The sequence below is a fragment of the Thalassobaculum sp. genome (assembly GCF_040219215.1).
In the GTDB taxonomy this organism is placed as follows: domain Bacteria; phylum Pseudomonadota; class Alphaproteobacteria; order Thalassobaculales; family Thalassobaculaceae; genus Thalassobaculum_A.
The window spans coordinates 153,069-172,034 of record NZ_JAVJSX010000032.1; the positions used below are offsets into that span (position 1 = coordinate 153,069).

Annotated in this window: 18 protein-coding genes and 1 riboswitch; of the genes, 3 read left to right on the forward strand and 15 right to left on the reverse strand. The window is 66.7% G+C overall.

The features are described 5' to 3' along the window. Nucleotides 1-67: 67 nt before the first annotated feature. From RIC54_RS21425 to RIC54_RS21445, 5 genes are all read right to left on the reverse strand, one after another. Nucleotides 68-862 (reverse strand): hypothetical protein, encoded by a 795-nt coding sequence (locus tag RIC54_RS21425; RefSeq protein WP_350088815.1) that lies wholly within the window; start codon nucleotides 860-862, stop codon nucleotides 68-70. 143 nt (nucleotides 863-1,005) lie between these two features. After that, nucleotides 1,006-1,800, reverse strand: coding sequence for a hypothetical protein (locus RIC54_RS21430; RefSeq protein WP_350151402.1), 795 nt, complete (start codon nucleotides 1,798-1,800; stop codon nucleotides 1,006-1,008). 121 nt (nucleotides 1,801-1,921) lie between these two features. Further along, nucleotides 1,922-2,701, reverse strand: coding sequence for a hypothetical protein (locus RIC54_RS21435; protein WP_350088810.1), 780 nt, complete (start codon nucleotides 2,699-2,701; stop codon nucleotides 1,922-1,924). Between the two features lie 62 nt (nucleotides 2,702-2,763). Next, nucleotides 2,764-4,209, reverse strand: a complete 1,446-nt coding sequence (locus RIC54_RS21440) for an FAD-binding oxidoreductase (RefSeq protein WP_350088807.1) — start codon at nucleotides 4,207-4,209, stop codon at nucleotides 2,764-2,766. 125 nt (nucleotides 4,210-4,334) lie between these two features. Continuing rightward, complete coding sequence (locus RIC54_RS21445; protein WP_350088804.1) at nucleotides 4,335-5,297, reverse strand: L-threonylcarbamoyladenylate synthase; 963 nt, start codon at nucleotides 5,295-5,297, stop codon at nucleotides 4,335-4,337. A gap of 118 nt (nucleotides 5,298-5,415) precedes the next feature. Here RIC54_RS21445 and parA point away from each other — a divergent pair, with 118 nt between their 5' ends. Continuing rightward, nucleotides 5,416-6,072: a ParA family partition ATPase gene (gene parA, locus RIC54_RS21450; RefSeq protein WP_350088801.1), complete on the forward strand. Its 657-nt coding sequence runs from the start codon at nucleotides 5,416-5,418 to the stop codon at nucleotides 6,070-6,072. Here the strand turns inward: parA and thiM are convergent. From thiM to RIC54_RS21475, 5 genes are all read right to left on the reverse strand, one after another. Next, nucleotides 6,032-6,883, reverse strand: a complete 852-nt coding sequence (gene thiM / locus RIC54_RS21455; protein WP_350088798.1) for a hydroxyethylthiazole kinase — start codon at nucleotides 6,881-6,883, stop codon at nucleotides 6,032-6,034. The two genes, parA and thiM, sit on opposite strands and share 41 nt — an antisense overlap. A 56-nt stretch (nucleotides 6,884-6,939) precedes the next feature. Continuing rightward, nucleotides 6,940-7,035: riboswitch (TPP riboswitch) on the reverse strand. A 33-nt stretch (nucleotides 7,036-7,068) separates the two neighbouring features. Continuing rightward, nucleotides 7,069-7,929, reverse strand: a complete 861-nt coding sequence (locus tag RIC54_RS21460; RefSeq protein ID WP_350088795.1) for an NAD-dependent epimerase/dehydratase family protein — start codon at nucleotides 7,927-7,929, stop codon at nucleotides 7,069-7,071. Nucleotides 7,930-7,992: 63 nt separating this feature from the next. Beyond that, complete coding sequence (locus RIC54_RS21465) at nucleotides 7,993-8,424, reverse strand: hypothetical protein (RefSeq protein WP_350088792.1); 432 nt, start codon at nucleotides 8,422-8,424, stop codon at nucleotides 7,993-7,995. A 3-nt stretch (nucleotides 8,425-8,427) separates the two neighbouring features. Further along, nucleotides 8,428-9,198, reverse strand: coding sequence for a 3'(2'),5'-bisphosphate nucleotidase CysQ (gene cysQ, locus RIC54_RS21470; RefSeq protein ID WP_350088789.1), 771 nt, complete (start codon nucleotides 9,196-9,198; stop codon nucleotides 8,428-8,430). A 16-nt stretch (nucleotides 9,199-9,214) separates the two neighbouring features. Next, nucleotides 9,215-11,548: a xanthine dehydrogenase family protein molybdopterin-binding subunit gene (locus RIC54_RS21475; RefSeq protein WP_350088786.1), complete on the reverse strand. Its 2,334-nt coding sequence runs from the start codon at nucleotides 11,546-11,548 to the stop codon at nucleotides 9,215-9,217. Between the two features lie 106 nt (nucleotides 11,549-11,654). Between RIC54_RS21475 and RIC54_RS21480 the strand changes: the two genes are divergently transcribed. Continuing rightward, on the forward strand, nucleotides 11,655-12,359 hold the full coding sequence (locus tag RIC54_RS21480; RefSeq protein ID WP_350088783.1) for an SOS response-associated peptidase: 705 nt from the start codon (nucleotides 11,655-11,657) through the stop codon (nucleotides 12,357-12,359). A gap of 85 nt (nucleotides 12,360-12,444) precedes the next feature. Continuing rightward, the gene (locus tag RIC54_RS21485) at nucleotides 12,445-12,702 is read left to right on the forward strand and encodes an EamA family transporter (protein WP_502989667.1); all 258 of its coding nucleotides are present in this window, start codon (nucleotides 12,445-12,447) and stop codon (nucleotides 12,700-12,702) included. Here the strand turns inward: RIC54_RS21485 and RIC54_RS21490 are convergent. The 5 genes from RIC54_RS21490 to RIC54_RS21510 form a co-directional block, all read right to left on the reverse strand. Beyond that, nucleotides 12,686-13,657 carry a hypothetical protein gene (locus RIC54_RS21490; RefSeq protein WP_350088777.1) on the reverse strand — a complete coding sequence of 324 codons (972 nt, stop codon included), beginning with the start codon at nucleotides 13,655-13,657 and terminating at the stop codon, nucleotides 12,686-12,688. The two genes, RIC54_RS21485 and RIC54_RS21490, sit on opposite strands and share 17 nt — an antisense overlap. 12 nt (nucleotides 13,658-13,669) lie before the next feature. After that, nucleotides 13,670-16,159, reverse strand: a complete 2,490-nt coding sequence (locus tag RIC54_RS21495) for an EAL domain-containing protein (RefSeq protein ID WP_350088774.1) — start codon at nucleotides 16,157-16,159, stop codon at nucleotides 13,670-13,672. A 149-nt stretch (nucleotides 16,160-16,308) separates the two neighbouring features. Continuing rightward, nucleotides 16,309-16,998, reverse strand: coding sequence for a DNA-3-methyladenine glycosylase family protein (locus RIC54_RS21500; protein WP_350088771.1), 690 nt, complete (start codon nucleotides 16,996-16,998; stop codon nucleotides 16,309-16,311). Further along, nucleotides 16,995-17,849 (reverse strand): polysaccharide deacetylase family protein, encoded by an 855-nt coding sequence (locus tag RIC54_RS21505; RefSeq protein ID WP_350088768.1) that lies wholly within the window; start codon nucleotides 17,847-17,849, stop codon nucleotides 16,995-16,997. The genes RIC54_RS21500 and RIC54_RS21505 overlap by 4 nt, the downstream gene beginning before the upstream one ends. Before the next feature lie 71 nt (nucleotides 17,850-17,920). After that, nucleotides 17,921-18,937: a TauD/TfdA dioxygenase family protein gene (locus tag RIC54_RS21510; protein WP_350088765.1), complete on the reverse strand. Its 1,017-nt coding sequence runs from the start codon at nucleotides 18,935-18,937 to the stop codon at nucleotides 17,921-17,923. Nucleotides 18,938-18,966 lie beyond the last annotated feature (29 nt).

An 18,966-nucleotide genomic window follows, 5' to 3' on the forward strand; every position in this document is an offset into this window, starting at 1 on the left:
GGCGCTCTTTGGCGGCGATGGTCTCTCAACGCGTTCTATCGCGGGAGTGGGGAGGGGGCAATTGGGGTTACAGGAACTCTGGATCGTAGACCTTGGCCATGGCGCCCTTGTCCAGCAGCGAGCCGAACATCAGCAGCCGGCGCCGGGCGGCGCCCAGGTCGTGCCGGGGTACGCCGTGGAACGACCAGGGGCCGTTGACGTAGGCGAGCAGCCGGTTGTCCTGCCAGCCGATCTCGCCGGCCTCGCGCAGCAAGCCGTCCCGGATCGTTTTCGGGATCGAGGTGTTCGACGGCCAGGCGAAACCGAGCGACCGGTAGAGCATGGTGCCCCGGCGCGGATCTGGGGTCGGCTGGTCGGGGTCGTCAAGATAGACGAACCCGTTGATCACCACCCGCGCGTTGTCCACATGCGGGACCAGATCGACGACTCCGCTGTACTCGGCGAGCAGGGAGTCACGCTCGGTGAACGGCGTTTTGCCGAGCTTGCGGTGCCAGTCCGGGCCGATCATCGGGCGGAACTTTTCGGCCAGATGCCGCGTCAGCCGCAGCCGGACGGCGCGTCCGACGGCTGTGCCCAAGTGCCGGAGCGCCGACCAGAACTGTCGCTCCCGCCCCTCTGACGACTCCGCGAGAACCGATATCCGGAGCTCGCCACGCTGGAAATAGTTGGTGGTGGCCAGCCGATCCTTGACCGGCCAGAACATGTCGAGCGATTGGCGCACAGCGCTTGGGAGCAGATCGTCGATGACGATGTGCGGGAACGGCTTGGTGCGGATGGGTGCGCGCGCGACCCGCGCCTCAATGTCGGCGAGCGCCTGGGGAAGGGTCATCGGCGCTGGCGCCGCCGGTACGATGTCAAGCATGCCGAGCCCGATGATGCATTTGGAACCTCTGTATACGCTCCACCGGCCGTTGCCTATCCGGATCATGTTCGAGGAATTGAGCGACGCATCGTCGTGCGGCGTGCGCTACTCGACCCGGTCGATCTCGGACCTCATTTGGCTCGCTAGTGGAACTCCGGATCGTAGACCTTGGCCATGACGTCCTTGTCCACGATCGAACCGAACATCAACAGCCGGCGCCGGGCCTCGCCGAGATCGTGTCTGGAGACGCCGTGGAACGATCGTGGCCCGTTCACATAGGCGAACAGGCGGTTGTCCCGCCATTCGATCTCGCCGGCTTCGCGCAGGAACCGGTTGCGGATGGCGCTCGGAATCGGTGCGTTCGAAGGCCAGGCAAAGCCGAGCGAGCGATACAACGTGGTGCCGCGGCGTGGCTCGGGCGTCGGCTGACCGGGGTCGTCCAGATAGACAAAGCCGTTTACCACCAGCTTGGCGTTGTCGATGTGCGGCACCAGGTCGACCACGCCATGATACTCGGCCAGCATGGAATCGCGCTCGATGAACGGCGCCTCGCCGAGCTTGCGGCGCCAGTCCGGTCCGATCAGCGGGCGAAACTTCTCGCCGAGATGGCGGGTCATGCGGATCCGGACGGCCCGGCTCATCGGTATCGCCAGATGACGGAGCGCGTCCCAGAACTGCCGGTCGCGCCCGCGCGACGACTCGGCAAGCGCGGATACGCGAAGCTCGCCGCGGTGAAAGTAGTTGGTGGCGTTCAGGCGATCCTTGGTTGGCCAGAAGGCATCGAGCGACAGTCGAACCACCGGTGGCAGCACGTCATCGATGACGATATGCGGGAACGGCTTGGTGCGAATTGGCGCTCGTGCGATCCGGTCTTCGACGCTGGCAACGACCTGGGCAAAGGTCATCGTCGTGGGAGCCGCCGGTGCCGTGTTGAGCATGCCAAACCCGATGAAACGTTTCGCTTTGCAGGATACGCGCGGTGGACGTGCTCTTATCCGGATCTAGCCGGCAGGGTACCTGCGATGGATTGTCGCGTCACGCGTTTGCCGAACGGTGGTGTCAGCGCAGTTCGGGATCATAGATCCGCTCCATCGTCGTGTCGTCCAGGAGCGCGCCGAACATCAGCAGTCGCCTCCGGGCGGCACCGAGGTCATGACGGGGCACGCCGTGGAACGACCACGGGCCGTTGATGTAGGCAAGCAACCGGTTGTCGCGCCAGCCGACCTCGACCTCTTCGCGCAAAAACCGGTCACGCACGACTTTCGGGATGGTCATGTTTGACGGCCAGGCGAAGCCGATCGAGTGGTACAGCATGGTGCCGCGGCGCGGCTCGGGGGTCGGCTGGTCCGGGTCGTCGAGGTAGACGAAGCCGTTGATCACGACCCGGGCGTGATCGACATGCGGCGCCAGATCGACCACCCCGGTGTAGTCGGCCAGCATAGCGTCGCGGTCGAGATAGGCGGCGCCGCCGAGCGACCGTCGCCAGGCTGGTCCGAGCAAGGGCCGAAACTTGTCGACGAAGTGCCGTTGCAATCGGGCGCGCGCGGCGCGGTTGCTGCGGACCGAGATGGCCCGGAGGTTCTGCCAGAACGCCTGTTCATCGCCGTCGGCGGCTTGCGCGAGGCTCGACACCAGCAGTTCGCCACGCTGGAAGAAGTTGGATGCGGCGAGCCGATCGGCGTTCGGCCAGTACTGGTCGAGCTGCCGGCGCATGCTTGGCGGCAACAGGTCGTCGACGACGATGTGCGGAAACGGTTTCAGCCTTACCCGCGTCCGGGCAATTCGCTGCTCGATCTCGACGACGGCTTCATTCAGGGACTTGGGTGGCGGAGCCGTCATGTCGGAGAACTGTACGGTTGCAATGAGCGCGCACTCTACGGCAACAGCTGCTGCATGTCCGCTCAGAGCACCTTGCCGGGATTGAGAATTCCCTTGGGGTCGATGGCTGCCTTGACAGTACGCATCAGATCGAGCGAGACGCCGTCTTTGTAGTGCGCCAGTTCCTCGCGCTTCAGCCGTCCGATGCCGTGCTCGGCGCTGATCGACCCGCCCATCTGCACCACGGTGTCGTGGACCACCCGGTTGAACCGCTCCCACTGGGCCAGGAACGCCTTGCCGTCGCTTCCTTCCGGCGCCTGAAGATTGTAGTGCAGGTTGCCGTCGCCGACGTGCCCGAACGCCACAAGACGCACGGTCTGGTCGACCACCATCACCTTGTCGTGTGCCGCCGCATAGAACTCGGCGATACGTGACACCGGGACCGAGATGTCGTGCTTGATCGACGCCCCTTCGAGCTTCTGGGCTTCCGACGCGTTCTCCCGCAGTTTCCAGAAATCCTGGCGCTGTGCCTCGGACTGCGAGATCGCGGCGTCCAGCACCAAGCCGTCTTCGAACGCCGATTCCAGGATGGCTTCCAGCTTGGCGGCCAGATCACTCTCGCCGCTGGCGGTGGAGACCAGTTCCAGCAAGACATACTGGTCGTAGCGGGTCTGGATCGGGTCGTGGGTGTCCGGGAAGTGCTTCAGCACCAGGTCTACGACCAGCCGCGGCATGAACTCGAATGTCTCGACCGCGTCGCCGCTCTCGGCTCGGGCGCGACCCAGCAGCGTGACGGCCGAGGCGATGTCGGGCACCGCGCAGAACGCGCTGCGCACGTCAGTCGGCTTCGGGAACAGCTTGAGCACCGCGGCGGTGATGATGCCGAGCGTGCCCTCGGCTCCCAGGAACAACTGCTTCAGGTCGTAGCCGGTGTTGTCCTTGCGCAGGCCGCGCAGCCCGTTCCAGATCCGGCCGTCCGGCAGCACCACCTCCAGCCCCAGCACCAACTCGCGGGCATTGCCGTACTTCAGCACATTGGTGCCACCGGCGTTGGTCGACAGGTTGCCGCCAATCATGCAACTGCCTTCGGCCGCCAGCGACAGCGGGAAGTAGCGGTCGGCGTCGGCGGCGCGGTTCTGCACCTCGGCAAGCACGCAGCCGGCTTCGACGGTCATGGTGTAGTTGGCAGGGTCGAGATCGCGGACCCGATGCATTCGGGCCAGCGACAGAATGATCGCCGCACCGTCGTCCCCGGGTGTCGATCCGCCGCACAGCGAGGTGTTGCCGCCCTGCGGCACGATCGGGATGCCGAACTCATGGCAGACCGAGACCACTCCGGCCACTTCCCCGGTGGTCGCCGGCTTGACCACCAGGCGCGCCGCTCCCTTGTACAGGCCGCGCCAGTCTTCGGTGTACGGCCGCATGGCATCGGTGCCGTCGATCCAGCCTTTCGGCCCGACGATGGTCTTGATCCGGTCGAGGGCAGCGTCATGGGTCCGCGCCTCGGCGACGGCGGCGGGAGCGGCCATCGAAATCTCCTGAAAAGACGAGCTACGGCAAGATATTCGGCTGGATATTAGGCCGTGAGGCACAGCACACAACCCACCACCGCCGATGCGCGATCCGGCACGCGGCGCTTGGCCTTATCGACGGGTCATGACCGTGGGGCCGCAGCCCGACGCAGGCGGTCGTTGATTGCGGCACCCAGCCCCTCGGTCGGTATCGGCGCCACGGCAATGGTGGCGACGCCTGGGCGGTCGAGCACCCGGAGCGCAGCGAACAGCTTGGCGGCTGCTGCCAGCAGGTCGCGTGACGGGCTGAGATCGGCGTCCGCGTCCGAAACAGTCGCTCCGAAGTCCAGGAATGCCTCGCCCGGGCGGCGTTCTGTGGCGTCGAGGCGGACCGATGCATTGGGGGCGTAGTGACTGGCCAGCATGCCGGGCGCAGTGATCGCATCGCCCTCGACGGCCAGTTCGACCGGGCCGAGCAGCGCCTCGATCTGCTCGCGGGTCACGGCACCGGGGCGCAGCAGACGCGGGCGGTCCCCGGACAGGTCGATCACGGTGCTTTCCAGCCCGACCGGGCACGGGCCGCCGTCCAGGATCAGGGCCGCCCGGCCGTCCAATTCCTCGGCGACATGGGCCGCCGTCGTGGGACTGACCCGGCCGGAACGGTTGGCGCTGGGCGCGGCGATCGGACGGTCGGCTTCGGCCAGCAGCGACCGGGCGGCCGCGCTGCCCGGCACCCGCAGGGCGACGGTTTCCAGTCCCGCGCTGGTCAGCCAGGCGATCGGGCAGCCCGGGTGCCGTTGCAGGACCATGGTCAGCGGCCCCGGCCAATGGGCTGCCGCCAACCGCTCGGCCCCCGCCGTGGCCTGCCCGAGCGCGAACGCGGCATCCGAGGTGGGAACGTGACTGATCAGCGGATTGAACCGGGGACGGTCCTTGGCGGCAAAGATCCGGGCGACCGCATCCTCGTTTGTCGCGTCGGCGCCGAGGCCGTAGACGGTCTCGGTCGGGAACGCCACCAGCGCGCCGCCACGCAGCAGGCGTGCGGCCTCGGCGCGGGCGTCCGGATCGTCGACCGGGCGGGTCGGAGTGGGGGGCAGTGTGGTCATGAAGCGGCTGGGTCGCGCAAAGCGGCGTGTTCGTCAAGCCCGGGTGTGTTCGCAGGTGCAGCATAAGCGCTGACGCGCTACACTGCACGAATCGACCGCCGACCGGAGGAGGGGCCGCATGACCGCCCGCATCGTTACGATCGCCCAGCAGAAGGGCGGGGCCGGCAAGACCACGCTGGCCGCCCACCTCGCCGTCGCCTGGGCGCAGTCCGGCAAGTCCGTCGCGGTGGTCGACATCGATCCCCAGGCGTCGCTCAGTTCCTGGTGGGCGATGCGCGAAGAGATCGGCCTGCCGGCGCCGGCCGGGCCCAAGGGCAAGGGTGGCCTGTCGGTGCACCGGATCACCGGCTGGCGTACCGCCAACGAAGTCGAGAAACTGGCCCGGACCCATGACGTGGTGGTGATCGACTCTCCGCCGCATGCCGAGACGGAGGCCAAGATCGCGGTGCGCTCGGCCGACATCGTCGTCGTCCCATTGCAGCCCAGCCCGATGGACTTCTGGGCGACCAAGGCGACGCTCGATCTTGCCGCCGGCGAGAATACCGCGGCACTGCTGGTGCTGAACCGGGTGCCGCCGCGCGCCAAACTGACCGGTGCAATGACCGACAAACTGGCGGGGCTCGGCGCGAAGGTCGCCAAGGCCCGCATCGGCAACCGGGTGGCCCTCGCGGCGTCGTTGCTGGAGGGGCTGGGGGTGACCGAGTATCAGAAGAGCGGGTCCGCGGCCGTCGAGATCAAGGCGCTGGCCGCCGAGGTTCTGAAGGCGGCGGGTTGATTCGAACCCCGGTCAGGGTTTGGGCTTCGTCAAGGTTGAACAGCGCGTCGATCAAGGCGACCTGAAACGACGCCGGGCCCGCAGAGGCTGCTGCTGCATGTTCCGCAGCAAGACCAAATAGAGCCAAGCCCTGCGCCGTGGTTGCAAGCCAGTCGCTGCTGGCGGCACGCGTGACGGCCAGGCAAGCGGCAATCACGGCGGTCGCAGAGCATCCCATGCCGGTCACCCGGGTCTGCATCTGGTGGCCATTGTGAACTTCCAGCAACCGGTCTCCGTCGGTTATCCGGTCGATCCTGCCGGTGATCGCAACCACGCAGCCTGCCGATTGCGCCAAACGCTGAGCGGCACTGACGGCGGCTTCCGGGTCCAAGGTACTGTCGACGCCTTTGCCGCCGCCGTCCCCGCCCGCCAGACTGAGGATCTCCGACGCGTTGCCCCGGATCACCGTCGGCCGGTGTGCCAGCAGCCCTCGCGCCACCTCGCTGCGGTACGATAATGCTCCAACGGCGACCGGATCCAGCACCCAGGGCGTGCCGCTGCGATCGGCAGCCAGTGTCGCCGCCTGCATCGCATCGGTACGGGCAGCGGACATCGAGCCGAGGTTGATGACGACCGAACCCGCCACGGCTGCGAGTTCGCCGGCCTCCTCCACGTTCTCGACCATCGCCGGAGAGGCCCCCAGCGCCAGCAACACATTCGCCGTCAGGTTGGTGACAACCAGATTGGTGACGCTGTGAACCAGGGGAGCCTTGGCTCGTATGGCTTCCAGCGTGTCCCAGGCGGACTTGGCGTGATGGTCGATGGCAGGCATTGCGCGCTCCTTCGGGTCGATGTCCGAAGGCCCGCCGGCGTGGGTGCATGCTGATAGCGCTGCAACAGCGACTCCCTCCGCCGGCATGACCCGGATCAGGTTCTGCGGGTGTGATCTCAGCCCGGACGGTCCGGGCACCCCGTGTCGTAGCTATGAATTGGGATCGATTCCCGACGCTGTCCAGGTCAGAGGTGCGTGGCGCCAAGCAAGCGCGTGGGTCTCCACCCAAGCCGATCGCGCGCCAACGCGCCGCTCATCCGTTGGCTGCGTGCGAAGCCGCGAGCCCACTCTCCGCGCTCGCGGGCGGCATGGTCTTCCGAAACGACCTCGATCACTGTTTCGCCACCGGAAACTTGGCGCGCCAGGACGCCGACCGGGACGCCGGAATCGGCGACGCCGATCACTTGGCCGGTGAACTCCGCATCCTCCAACACCAGCCGATACAACTCGGCCAGGTCATCGGCGTGAACCAGCGGCCACAGCACGTCTTGTGATCCAACCACCTGGACCGGCCGACCGTTGCGCGCCTGCTCTGCCATGGCGGCCAGAGGCCCAGCTTGATCGGCGTGCACCATGGCCGGGTGCACGACCGCGCCGCGGATGCCGGGTTCGGCCACGACCCGTTGCAGGTTCGGAACCATCCAGGCGAAGGCGGGCAGCGGGTCGAACGCGGTCTCCTCGTCGATCGTCTCGTCCGGTGACGGTCCCCACAGCCAGCATCCGCCGGTGTAGATCAGGGATGGTCGCCGACGTGTTCCCGCGAGCGCGGGCAGGAGGGCATCCAGCAGCCCGGAATCGAGCGTTCCCATGTCGTCGGCGAAGCTGCAGGCCGCGTGCACCACCGCATCAAGGTCGTCCGCGACCGCCCCGGCCCAAAGACGTGGATTGCCGATGTCGCCGGCGACCGGTTCTGCGCCGATCTCCATCAGCCGTTCCGCAGCTTCCGGGCTGCGGGCCAGACCGCTGACGGCATGACCGGCGGCGATCAGGTTCCGCGCGATGGCGCTGCCGATCGTCCCGGTTCCGCCCAGTACGAGCACACGCATGGATGCATCCTTTATAGCAAGAATAGTCTTGTTTAAAAGATGACGAGGATTTTGGGAACCCCCTTAGCGCGGAACCTCGATCGTGCCCGGATTCGTACGGATCGTGCCGGGGCGCTGGTCGATGGTGCCGACCGGGGGTCCAGGAGCAACCGGCTGCTGCTTGCGCTGCTGTTCCAGGTCGCGGCGCAGGTCGTCGATGTTCTTCTGGGAAGACGGCAGGTTCGGGCGATCGGCCGGGCTGACGCGCGGCGCCATGTCGGGAGTCGGCGACACCCGGGAGTTCGGTCCTGGGTTGGTCCGCGACGTTGCGGCGGTCGAGCCCGGCCGTGGATCGGAGCGAGGCTGGTCCGGCTGAACCGTCTGGATCGGGTGACGGGGGGCGGCGCGGACCGTCGATGCCGGTGTCGACACGGTCTCGCAGGCGGACATTAGGAGCAGCGAGGTGATCGCGGTGGTAACGCGCACGACCGACGGCAAATGCCGAGCCGCCCGCATGGTTCAGCCGCCCCGGGCGATGAAATGCCCGTTCCGGAAGTCCGGCTTGGAGTACAGGAACGGTTTGCCGTCGAAGGTCGTGAGCGAGCCGCCGGCGGCCAGCAGGACGGCGTGGCCGGCGGCGGTGTCCCATTCCATGGTCGGCCCGGTACGCGGGTAGATGTCGGCTTCGCCGCGGGCCACCAGGCAGAACTTCAATGCCGATCCGCGCGACACCGACTCCTTGACGGTCAGCGTGGCGATGTAGTCTTCCAGTTCCGGGTTGCGGTGGCTCTTGCTGGCCACCACGGTCAGGCCGTTGGCGTCCGGCCGGCGCACGGCAATGGCCCGCCGTTGGCCGTCACCGTCCTCTTCCCACGCGCCAGTCCCGACAGCACCGGCCCAGGCCATTCCGTCGACCGGGGTCAGGACAACCCCCAGCACCGGCGTGCCGTCTTCGACCAGCCCGATGTTGACGGTGAAGTCGTCGCGCCGGTTGATGAACTCCTTGGTGCCGTCCAGCGGATCGACCAGCCAGAACCGGCCGCCGGAAACGTCGGGAATCCGTCCGGCCTCCACGCTTTCCTCGGCAACCACCGGAATGTCCGGGGTCAGCTTCTTGAGAGCATCGATGATGACGACCTCGGCAGCCCGGTCGGCGGCAGTTACCGGGCTGCCGTCGGCCTTGCCGTCGACGGCGGTGTCGGCGCGGTAATAGGGCAGGATCACTTTCCCGGCGTCGCGGGCAATGGCGACGATGCTGTCGAGCAGGGCGGTGTTGTCGTACTCGGTCACTCGGTTCACTCCGGAGTCATTCGGCTGCCGCAGGGCGGGCCGCCTGGATGGCCGACCACACCCGTTCGGGGGTCGCCGGCATGTCGATGTCGGTCACCCCGAGCGGGGCCAGCGCGTCCAGCAGGGCGTTGATCACCGCTGGAGGTGCACCAATGGCACCGGCCTCGCCGCAGCCCTTGACGCCCAGCGGATTGGTGGCGCACCGGGTCGGGCTCATCGTGAAGCCGACCAGCGGCAGGTCGTCGGCGCGCGGCAGGCAGTAGTCCATCAGCGAGCCGCTGACCAGTTGCGCGTCGGTGTCGTAGACGCAGCGCTCGTACAGCGCCTGGCCGATGCCCTGGGCCACGCCGCCGTGCACCTGGCCCTCCAGAAGCATCGGGTTCACCACCTCGCCGAAATCGTCGACGACGGTATAACGCTCGACGCGGACGAGGCCGGTGTCCGGATCGACCTCGACCTCGCAGACATGGGTGCCGTTCGGGTAGGTCGACGCTTTCGGCGTGTACGACTCGTTGGCCGACAGTCCCGGCGTCATGCCTTCCGGGAGCTGCGCCGGATCCTCGGCCCGTCGGGCAACTTCGGCGAGCGACACCGTTCGGTCGGTCCCGGCCACCGTGAATTGCCCATCGGCCAGTTCGATATCGGCTTCGGCGGCCTCGAGCGCATGGGCGGCGATCCGCTTGCCCTTCTCGATGACGACATCGACGGCCGCCTTCAGCGCCGAGCCGCCGGCGGGCAGCGAGCGCGATCCGTCGGTGCCGGCCCCCTTGGCAATGGCGGCGGTGTCGCCCTGAATGACCGTGACCAACTCGTTGTCGATACCGAACGCCTCGCTCACCAACTGGGAGTAGGCGGTCTCATGGCCCTGACCGGTCGAGCGGGTGCCGATCGGTACCACCACCGTGCCGTCGGGCTGCACCCGCAGGTCGGCCCACTCCGGACCGCCGCCGCCGCAGGCCTCGACATAGGTCGACACCCCAATGCCACGCAGCTTGCCGTGCTTGCTGCTGCCGGCCTTGCGGGCGTCGATGCCGCTCCAGCCGGATTCAATGAGGGCCTTGTCGAGATGGGCGGAGAAGTCTCCGGAATCGTAGACCTCGCCGAGCGTCGTGGTGAACGGCATCAGGTTGGCGCTGGCGAAGTTTCGCCGACGGATGTCGTCCGGCGCGATGCCGGTGACCTTGGCACACTGATCGACCAGACGCTCCACGAGATAGGCTGCCTCCGGGCGTCCGGCGCCGCGATAGGCGTCGACCGGCAGCGTGTTGGTGAAATAGCAGCGCACCCGAACGTGAATGGCCGGCGTCGTGTAGAGCCCGGCCAGCATCCCGGATCCGGCGACCGTCGGGATTGCCGGTCCGTACAGCGACAGATAGGCCCCGAGATCGGCCTTAGTGTCGACGGACAGGGCCAGGAACCGGCCGTCGGCGTCGAGGGCCATGCGGGCGGTCGAGCGGTGATCGCGCCCCTGGGTGTCGGAGACGAAGGATTCCGTGCGCTCGCCGATCCACTTGACCGGCCGGCCGATTCGCTTGGCGGCCCAGGCCGCCAGTGCATGCTCGCGGTAGGGAAAGATCTTCATGCCAAAACCGCCGCCGACGTCCGGCGAGATCACGCGCATGCTGGCCGGGTCGGCGTTCAGGATCCCGCACAGCACGTCCCGCACGCCGTGCGGACCCTGGGTCGAGACATGCAGGGTGTAGGTGCCGTTGGAAGCGTCGTAGGCGGCGACCACCCCGCGCGGCTCGATCGAATTGACGATGATCCGGTTGTTGACCAGCGACAGTTCGGCGACCGTGGCAGCCTTGGCGAAGGCGGCCCTGACGGCGGCCGCGTCGCCGGCCTCCCAGTCGACGCAGAGGTTGCCGGGCGCTTCGTCCCAGACCAGCGGGGCGTTGGCCGCCGACGCACTCACCACGTCCGACACGGCCGGCAACTGGTCGTAGGATACGTCGACGGATTCGGCGGCGTCGCGCGCCTGGTCCAGCGTTTCCGCGACCACCAGGGCGACGGCGTCACCGACGTGCCGGACCCGATCGCGGGCCAGCAGCGGGTAGGCGGGCCCGATCGCCGGCTTGCCGTCGCTGCCATTGACCAGCGCCGCGCATGGAAGATCACCCAGCCCGGCGTCGGCCACATCTTGCGCCGTGAGGACAGCCAGAACGCCGGGCATGGCGGTCGCTTCGGCGATGTCGATGCCGGTGATCCGGGCGTGCGCCATCGGCGCGCGGACCAGGACGGCTCGCACCATTCCGTCGATTGAGAGGTCGTCGGTGTACTGTCCCTGGCCGGTCAGGAAGCGCTGGTCTTCCTTGCGCTTCATGCCTTGCCCGACGCCGAATTTCGCCATGGAAGCCTCGCCTGCTAGCCTGGAAGTCCGCGCGATGGTAGCGGTGGGTCGATGCACCGCCAAGCCGCGATCCGGTGCTCCCGCCGTCGATCTCCAGGAGGCCCGAATGTGCGGGCGTTACAGCGTTACCACCGACCCGGAAGCCCTGCGGCGGATCTTCGGCGTCGATACCCTGATGAACCTCATGCCCCGGTGGAACGTAGCACCCACCCAGGAGGTTCCGGTGATCAAGGCCGATGATCGCATCGGTCGGATGCTGGCCATCATGCGTTGGGGGCTGGTGCCGTTCTGGGCCAAGGACATCGGCATCGGGGCCAAGCTGATCAACGCCAGGGCCGAGACGGTGAACGAGAAGCCGGCGTTCCGCGGGGCGTTCCGATACCGGCGCTGCCTGGTACCGGCCGACGGGTTCTACGAGTGGAAGACCGAGTCCAGGGTCAAGCAACCCTGGCGGATCGCGCGCCGGGACCGCGCGCCGTTCGCCATGGCCGGCCTGTGGGAGCTGTGGGAAGGCGCCGGCGAGGGCAGCGCGCTGGAAACCTTCTCGATCGTCACGACCGAGGCCAACCCGGCGATCCGGGATATCCATCACCGGATGCCGGTGATGCTGTTCGGGGAGGAGCAGTTAGAAACCTGGCTCAAGGGCTCGTTGAAGGAAGCGGCCGGGATGATGCGGCCGTGTGATCCAGCGGCGATCGAGGCATTCCGGGTCGATCCGAGGGTCGGCAACGTCCGCAACGACGATCCGTCCCTGATCGAGCCGATCGCACGGCCTGCGCCGCCGACGGTGGCGCAGGGCAGCCTGTTTTGAACGCGCCCGAGTTCGAAGCGGAATCCGGCGACCGGGTCGAGGCCTTGGCCAGTAGCGTGGCCAGCGTCGACCGTCTGATGGCCCGATTGCCGCGCTATTGCTTCCCGTGTTCTACAGCACGGCCGGCCGTGTGCTGGCCTTCCTGTTGTGGTTCCAGAGCCTTCGAACGGTCGACGCTGGCGTAGCGGGCACGTTCACGGTCCTGATTCCGATCAGTGGCGCGCTGCTGGCGGTGCTGGCACTGGGCGAAACCTTCACGACGGCGCACGTCGCAGCATTCGGATTTGCCTTGGGAGCGATCGCCCTGGCGACCTGGCCGGTGGAGCCTAGGGGCAGCGGGTGAGGATGTCCGAGGTTCGTGCCATGAATCCGCTGCGCGTGGTGTCGCCGACGAGTTGCAGGTCGTTGGAACCAAGCTTCTGGAAATGCTCTACCAGGTCCGGCGAGCGTCGCACGAACCACGTGTAGTCATCCTCCAGGGTCTCGACCACCGGAACCTTGAGCGACTCCGGCCGTCCAGGCGTGCCGACCACCAATCCATCAGCATCGAACTCGATGTACGATTCATCGCAACGCCCGGGCGACCACCGGCCGCGCAGCGACGGTGCCACGCCCCGATATGTGACGACCTGGCCCGTCGTCTCCGGTTTGACCTCGTCGGCGCTGGATGTGGCGGTCGCGTCGCCGCTCGTCATCCCGCCGGTCAACTCCTGGAAAGTCGAAACCAGCGGGCGGATCTGCGGCAGGTCGAACGCGATGCCCAGCGCCAGAATGGCGGCGCCCGTCAGCATCAACGCGATCAGAACAGTACCGATGACGAAGAAAACCTGTCCGCTGCGTCGGCGAGCCGGGCGGAAGCTCGGCGGTGGGCCGACCGGTACATCGTCGTCGAGCGGGTCATCGTCGTCCCTTGCCGCCATCGCACGCGGTGACCAGATCCGGGTCTCGGTTGCATCGCCATCGTCACTCGCCCGATGGATCGCATCGGCGAAGTCCTGCCCGCCGGGAACCGGAGCGGGTTCGTCATCGAGACCGGTTCCGAATCCGGCATCATCGTCGTCATGCTCGGAGAGGGCCAACTCGATGGCCGTCCGGTCGACGAAGAAGATCTGGGTGAACTCCCAGTCCTCAGACGACTCGTTGTAGGTGCCCGCGAGCACCCGCACCTCGGCGTCGTCTCGGGCATCGAACTCGCGCACCAGCGAGGAGACAAGCACCGACACGGACTGCGCCCGCTCGAGCGTGTCCCAGACACCGTCGATCTTCTTCTGGAGGAAGTAGACTTCGAAACGCCTCATGCGACAGCAATCCTACCAGACCCGGTTTTCGGCGAGAAGGTGCCGAACGCTGTCGGCGGTCAACGGTCGCGAGAACAGGAAGCCCTGGGCATAGCCGCACCCGATGGCGCGAAGCTGGGCCAATTGCTCGGGCGTTTCCACACCCTCCGCGATGACATCAAGGCGCAGATTCTGCGCCAGAACGGCAATTGTTCTCACGATTTCAAGGTTATGTCGGTTTCTGCCCATGTCTTGGACGAAGGATTTGTCAATTTTCAGCGTATCGATCGGGAATTTATGCAGATAGCTCAAGGAGCTGTAGCCAGTTCCAAAGTCATCAACGCAGACTTTAATGTGCAACTCTTTGAGATGTCGCAGCATCTGGGCGGAGCGTTGAGCGTTTTCCATGAGCGCGCTCTCGGTAATCTCCAGTTTGAGGAAGCTGGCGTCCAGCCCCGTTCCGTCCAGGCTGCTCGTAACCATCTTGACCAGATCAAGTTGGGTGAACTGGCGCCCGGACAGGTTGACGCTGATCTCGAACGGACCCTGTTCCGGAAACTCCTTGTTCCACTCGACCATCTGGGCGCAGGCATTGCGCAACACCCACTGCCCGAGTTCCACGATCATGCCGGTCTCTTCAGCGATCGGGATGAATTCGGACGGCGGGATGTCTCCGCGCTCCTTGTGCCGCCACCGTGACAACGCCTCGAAGCCTCGGATGCGGCCGTCCGCCAGCGAGACGATCGGTTGGAAGTTCAGGATCATCTCGTTGCGGTCGAGCGCCCGGCGCAGATCGGTCTCGACGTCGAGAGGAGTGACGGTGGTGCCGCGCATCGCCGGGTCGAAGGCGACCGAGCGGGCCTTGCCCAGCTCCTTGGCGCGGTACATGGCGAGTTCGGAGTCGCGCAGGATGTCCTCGGGCCGGACGTAGTTGTCGGTGGAGTGCGCGATGCCCATCGACGCGGTCGTGAACACTTCCTTTCCGCCGAGGACGAACGGGGTCGACAGAGCCTTCTGGAGCATCTCCGACAGCGCGGTTCCTTCGTCCTTGTCGTGCACATCCTCCAGCATGATCGCAAACTCGTCGCCGCCCAGCCGGGCGACGGTGTCGCCAAACTTCAAATTCTGTTCGAGGCGTCGAGCAGCAGCGATGATCAGATCATCGCCGTGAACATGACCGAGACTCTCGTTCACGACCTTGAAGCGATCCAGGTCAAGATAGATCACCGCGAACTGGGCCGATTGCGATCGACGCTGGCGGGCAAGCGCCTGGCGGACCCGCTCCAGGAACAGGGTGCGGTTGGCGAGCCCGGTCAGGCTGTCATGAAGGGCGTCGTGGATCGCCTGTTCTTCGGCCCGCTTGCGCTCGGTGATGTCGGTCATCGACCCGGCAATGCGGTAGGCGTTGTTCTCGTCGTCGCGCACGGCGAGGCCGCGGACCAGCATCCAGCGGTAAGTGTCGTCGAAGTGGCGAACCCGATGCTCGCTTTCGAAGTTCGTGGCCGTGCCGTTGAGATGCGCATCGATCTGGGCAGAGACGCGCTGGACGTCTTCGGGGTGGATGCGGCTGAACCACTCTTCCGCGCCGTCCTCGATCTCATCGGTGGCGTAGCCGAGCATCTGCTTCCAGCGATCGGAGAAGAAGATCCGGTTGCTGCCGAGGTTCCAGTCCCACAAGCCGTCGTTCGCGCCGGCCGCGGCGAGCGCGTATCGTTCCTCGCTCTCACGCAACGCGTTCTCGGCCTGGCCGCGCTCGGTCACGTCGCTATAGGTCGCAACCAGCCCGCCGTCGGCGAGCGGCCGTATCCGTACTTCGAGCAACTTGCCGCGGGTATCCAGGCGCTCGTAGATCGATGCCTTGGCCGATGTCGCCATGGCATAGGTCTGATCGACCACTTCGCCGGTGTTCCCGGGGCCGAGGTCGCCGCGCTTGGCCAGGAACCGAATGATATCGATCATCGGAGTGCCGACCTGGGCGTAGGCAGGCGGCAGGTCCAGAAGCTCGAAGAACCGGGCGTTCCAGGTGATCAGACGATAGTCCCGATCGAATGCGCACAACCCCTGGCTGATGTTTTCCAGAGTGCTGCGCAGCAGGGATGTGTAGCGCGCCGCATCGTCGCTGTGGTGTTTCTCGTCGGTGATGTCGCGGGTGATGACCACGCGCCCGCCATCGGGCATCGCTCGGTCTTCGGTGCGAGCCCAGCGTCCGTTCGGTTGCCGAGCCTCCAGGAACGCCAGCGGCAGGGCGTGCTGACGCAGGCGATCCGCGAGCCAGCCATCGGCATCATCGATGTAGCCGTGCTCTTTCAGCGTGTTCGCGCTGAGCTGAACGATGTCGTGGAACCGCAGACCACGGACCAGCCGGCCCTCAAGCTGCGGAAACATCCGCGATGCAGCTGCGTTGAACGCCACCAGACGGTCGCTGGCATCGAAGACCAGGAAGGAATCGGAGATCGCATCGATGGCCGATTGTAAGGCGGCGTCAACGGTCGCCGACTCGGCCAGCGGAACCGCGGAACTCATCACGCGCTCCAGCGCGTCTTGCGAACCGCGTCGTACCAGCATTGGACGATTGGGCTGCTAGATGCATTCAAGCTTGGCACGTCCCCGACAAACACTCGTCAATAAAACACGTATCGAATTGCAACGTTATCAGAGGGAGGCCGGAGCCGCTACCGTTGCGCCTGCGCCGAATTGTCCACGATCGGCGGGCTGTCGGCGCCAAGCACGGCGATGCCGCGTCGGCGGCGATACAGCCGCCAGAGCAACAGGGCGGCGGCCGATCGCTCCGGCTTCCACGCCTCGGTCAGTCGCTCGGCAACGTCGAGATCGGGGCGCTCCGGCAGGTCGAGCGCCATCCGCACGCCCTCGCGCAACGCCAGATCGCCGATCGGAAACACATCGGGATCGCCGAGTGCGAACATCCGGTAGATCTCCGCGGTCCACCGACCGATGCCCGGCAGCGCCATCAGCCGGGACGACACCTCCTCGCCCGGCAGCGCCTCCAACCCCTCCGGATCGAGCGTTCCGTCCAGCACGGAGTCGGCCAGGGCGCGTCCGTAGCGCATCTTGGCGCGTGAGAAACCGACACGGCCGAGCGCCTCGTCGTCGAGCGAGTTGAAGCCGCTCACGGTGTCGCCGGAGGCTTCGACCAGTCGGGCCCAGATCGCGGCCGCCGAGGCGGTCGATACCTGCTGGCCGACCATGATCCGCAGCAGCGATGCGAATCCCGGCTCCAGGATCCGTGGTTCGGGTGGGCCGACCTCGCGCAAGACGGCCGCAATGGCCGGATGCGCTCCGCTCAATCGCTCCAGGCTTTCGGTCAGGGCGCTCTGACGACGTGCGGTGCGATCGCTGGTCATGCCGGTTGCGAACGTGGCGGCCCGACGATCTGCGCCGCCTCGCGCGCGGCTTCGGCCATGGTCAGGAATACCGCGCCGGCTTCCATCAGGTGGTCGACCAATGCCGCCATCGCTTTCATGCGGTGACCGCGACCCGAGACGAACGGGTGGAAGGTGTAGGTGATGACGCCCCAGTCCTGGGTTTCACGCATGTAGTCGAAGTCGGCGACCCAGTTGTCGACAACACTGCGCCAATGCGCGAGGCCGGGGTTGAGAGCGCCGTTCGACATCGTCGACCATTCGAAATGCGGGTAGTCGTCGAGGGACCAGCTCACCGGCATCTCGATCAGCGGAGTCTCCGCGCCGAACGTTGCCGGCTCCAGCAGTGACGCGGTGTCGCCAAGACGCGGCCGATAGGGGCGGTAGTCGTGGCCCATCAGGCTCGAATCGTATTCGAAGCCATGTTCCATCAGCAGCGGCAGGGTGTGCGGCGACAGGTCCCAGGATGGCGACCGGTAGCCGACCGGCGCCGTGCCGGTGATGCCGCGGATCGACGCGATGCCGCGGATCAGCTCCTCTGTCTCCTCGTCGAGCGACAGGTCGTTCGGCCGGCGGTGGGTCCAGCCGTGATGGGCGATCTCGTGACCGGCCTCGACCAGCGGCGTCACGGCGCCCGGAAAGCTCTCGATGGTATGCCCGGGCACGAAGAAGGTTGCCGGTATGTGCCGATCGGCCAGCAACAGATGGATCCGTTCGACCCCGACCAGCCCGAACTCGCCCCGCGACAGCGCGGTCGGGCTGACCATTCCCTTGGCGATCGGCAGGGACAGGGCGTCGAAATCATAGGTCAGGCAGGCGATGTGGCGGGGCATGGCAGGGGTCCTCCGGGTCGGGAGGCTAGCGTGGTGCATGGGCGCGGAACAAGCCGGGCGGCTTGAATGCTCTATGCCGCCAGCCAGCTCTTCCGCTCGCCGGCGAACTGCGCGCCCGGATTGCCGTGGACGGTGGTGCGCCACATCCGGCGACGGTGGGTGTCGGCGTCGAACCACGTGGCGGAATGGATGGTTGAGCGGTTGTCGTAGATCACCAGGTCGCCGCGGTCCCAGTCATGGGCGTAGGCGAACCGCGGACTGGTGTAGTGCGACATCAACTCGTACAGCAGCCGGGCGCCGTCACCGTCCGGACCTGGCTGCATGCCGACGAACGGCCCGTCGACCCAATCCATCTGCCCGGATTCGCACAGATACAGGGCGGGTTCGCCGGTCACCGGATGGATCCGAACCACCGGCTGGCGCTGGGGCGCCTCACGCGGGGTCAGGGGATCCGGGGCCTTGCCGGCGCGGGCTGCCTGTTCCGAGCGGCCCCGGCCGGGTTGTGCGTGGATGCCTTCCAGGTTCGCGATGCGCTCCTTCATGGCCGGGGGCAGCGCGGCGTAGGCGCCGATGCCGTCGGCGTACAGGGTCTGGCCCTGGCCTTTCGGCGTCGGCAGGTCGGCGTAGAACAGCGAGATGTCCGGCGGCGGCCGGCGATAGCTCTGGTCGGTGTGCCAGCCGCGCCGGTGCGGGAACTGGACCGGAAGCTGGCCGTCGGCGGTCAGCGGCGGATCGGGCCGTTCTGGTACCCGCGGCGTGGCCGGCGGGACGTTGGACACAACCAGGATCTCCGGGAGGTCGGGATGGATGTTGTTCCGGGAGGTGACGGTTTGCCGATAGTCCTCGACCTCAGGGCCGAACAACCGGCTGAGGCGGACCAGCAGTCCCGGGTGATCGGAGATCGCCTCCATGTTCTTCAGGACCAGCAAACCGTGGGCATCGTAGAATGCCTTGAGCAAGGCTGTCGGAGTCGCCTCGGCGGCCGCGATCGCGGCCTCGGTGTCGGCGTTCCCGGGAAACTCGACGATCCCGCCGAAACTGATGCCGGGCAGCGGGTGTATGCGGAACTGCGAGGTGGCGTGAAGCACGTTCTCTGCTCCGGGCTGGTGGGGAGTTT